Below are 1,500 nucleotides of genomic sequence, written 5' to 3' on the forward strand. Positions count from 1 at the left end.
AAGAAGTTCGCTTTGAGCGTGCGCTGAACTCAAACGGTTGATCTGATCAAGCCCCTGTTCAATATCGCGCATGTTCAAAACATGACCTTGAAGCCCAGGAAAAGCACTCCATACAACATTGTTATAACGAGACGCCGGTGAACCATTATAGTAAATCTCTGAAAGCTTCCCCTCAACGACAACAAATTTGAGCGTCTTGCTGTTTTTGATATCTTGATCAGGAATGTAAAAACGCGCCGTCACATAGCCTTGATCCAAATAAACTTTGGTTAACTTCTTGATTAAGAGCTGAATATCAAAAAGACCGATACATCTTCCAACATAAGGCTCTGTTACGGCTGATATAGAGCGCTTTTTGACATGATGCACTCCCTCAACAACAAGAGCATGAATGGGAAAACATTGCTTCCCACCCAAAAGCGTTTCTGGATTTTGCTCTGAAGGCGTCTTGATCCTTTTAGGCGTTAAAGCGCGTAATTTCTCAATTCTTTCTAATTGCTGCTTCTCAGATTGTTGGCGAGAAAAATTATCGGTTGGGGAATGAAAAATAGCTGAGGAGCGCGCATAAACATTTACACCTGTAAACAAGCCAAAGAAAACAAAAATGGCACGAAAAATTCTCAAAAGAGAACTTTGGCGTAAAAATACAGAAAACAATACAGATTGCCCCCGCTTTGCACTATTCATGAAGCATTGTTTAAAAGAACTTCATGGAACCTCTAACAAGTCCACTCAAAACAGCCACTGCCCTATGACGCTTTTAACAAAAGCACATGCCTCTGTTACCAAAGAAAAGTGACACCCAAAAACTGCTCTATTTTACAAAAACCACTTTATTTTAACTGCTGAAGATTTCTCCCCCACATTTATATGAAGAAACCTCTAAACAAAACTGTTTAGCCCGTCAATGGTTAATACATCAATATCCCCATAAATATAAAGGATAAATTTGCTCAACCATATCCCCTTGCATTCATAGAGTGAATCTCCAAAGAACGCCTTATCTATGAGTTTTGAAGTTTTTGAGAAACCTTCAAAACCTATCTATAAAACCTATCAAGGCACATGCTTCATTTGTCTTGATTAACCCGTGAAACGAATAGCAAATTTCACTATTTTGCTGATCTGACCCCGTGTCATGGGCTGTGGATAAACAGCCTTTAAAAAACTTTTTGAAAAAATTTATCCGCTTTTGAATGACTTTACCTCTTCTGATACTCGCTATTTGTCCTAAATGGATTTAATTAACTTCATTTTGATTCTTTTGAAGAGAATTAATCAATAGAATATATTGCTATGGAGTTTATTCTTTATGCTTCGCCCTCATCATTCTGATCATGAACATGTCTCTTTACGCTCTCTCTTAGAATATTATCGTCAACAAGCAAAATCACCCCGTGAATTGGGAACCATGTTTGAAAACCTTGTCATGGCTTATTTGACAAACGACCCGCTTCAAAAGCAGGAATACGAAAAGGTTCAAACCTATTGTGAATGGGC

Annotated in this window: 2 protein-coding genes; one reads left to right on the forward strand and one right to left on the reverse strand. The window is 38.2% G+C overall.

What is annotated here, in order from left to right:
* On the reverse strand, window positions 1–687 hold a 687-nt coding region (locus ACFIJP_RS09080), incomplete at its 3' end, for a POTRA domain-containing protein (protein ID WP_375627084.1).
* Window positions 688–1,312: 625 nt separating this feature from the next.
* On the opposite strand from ACFIJP_RS09080, the gene ACFIJP_RS09085 reads away from it, so the two are divergent.
* Window positions 1,313–1,500 (forward strand): hypothetical protein (locus ACFIJP_RS09085; protein ID WP_375627086.1); only part of this gene is annotated, 188 nt, incomplete at its 3' end.

Origin of the sequence: Bartonella sp. MU37NMGALS, assembly GCF_042194015.1 — a bacterium.
GTDB classification, from domain to species: Bacteria; Pseudomonadota; Alphaproteobacteria; order Rhizobiales; family Rhizobiaceae; genus Bartonella; species Bartonella grahamii.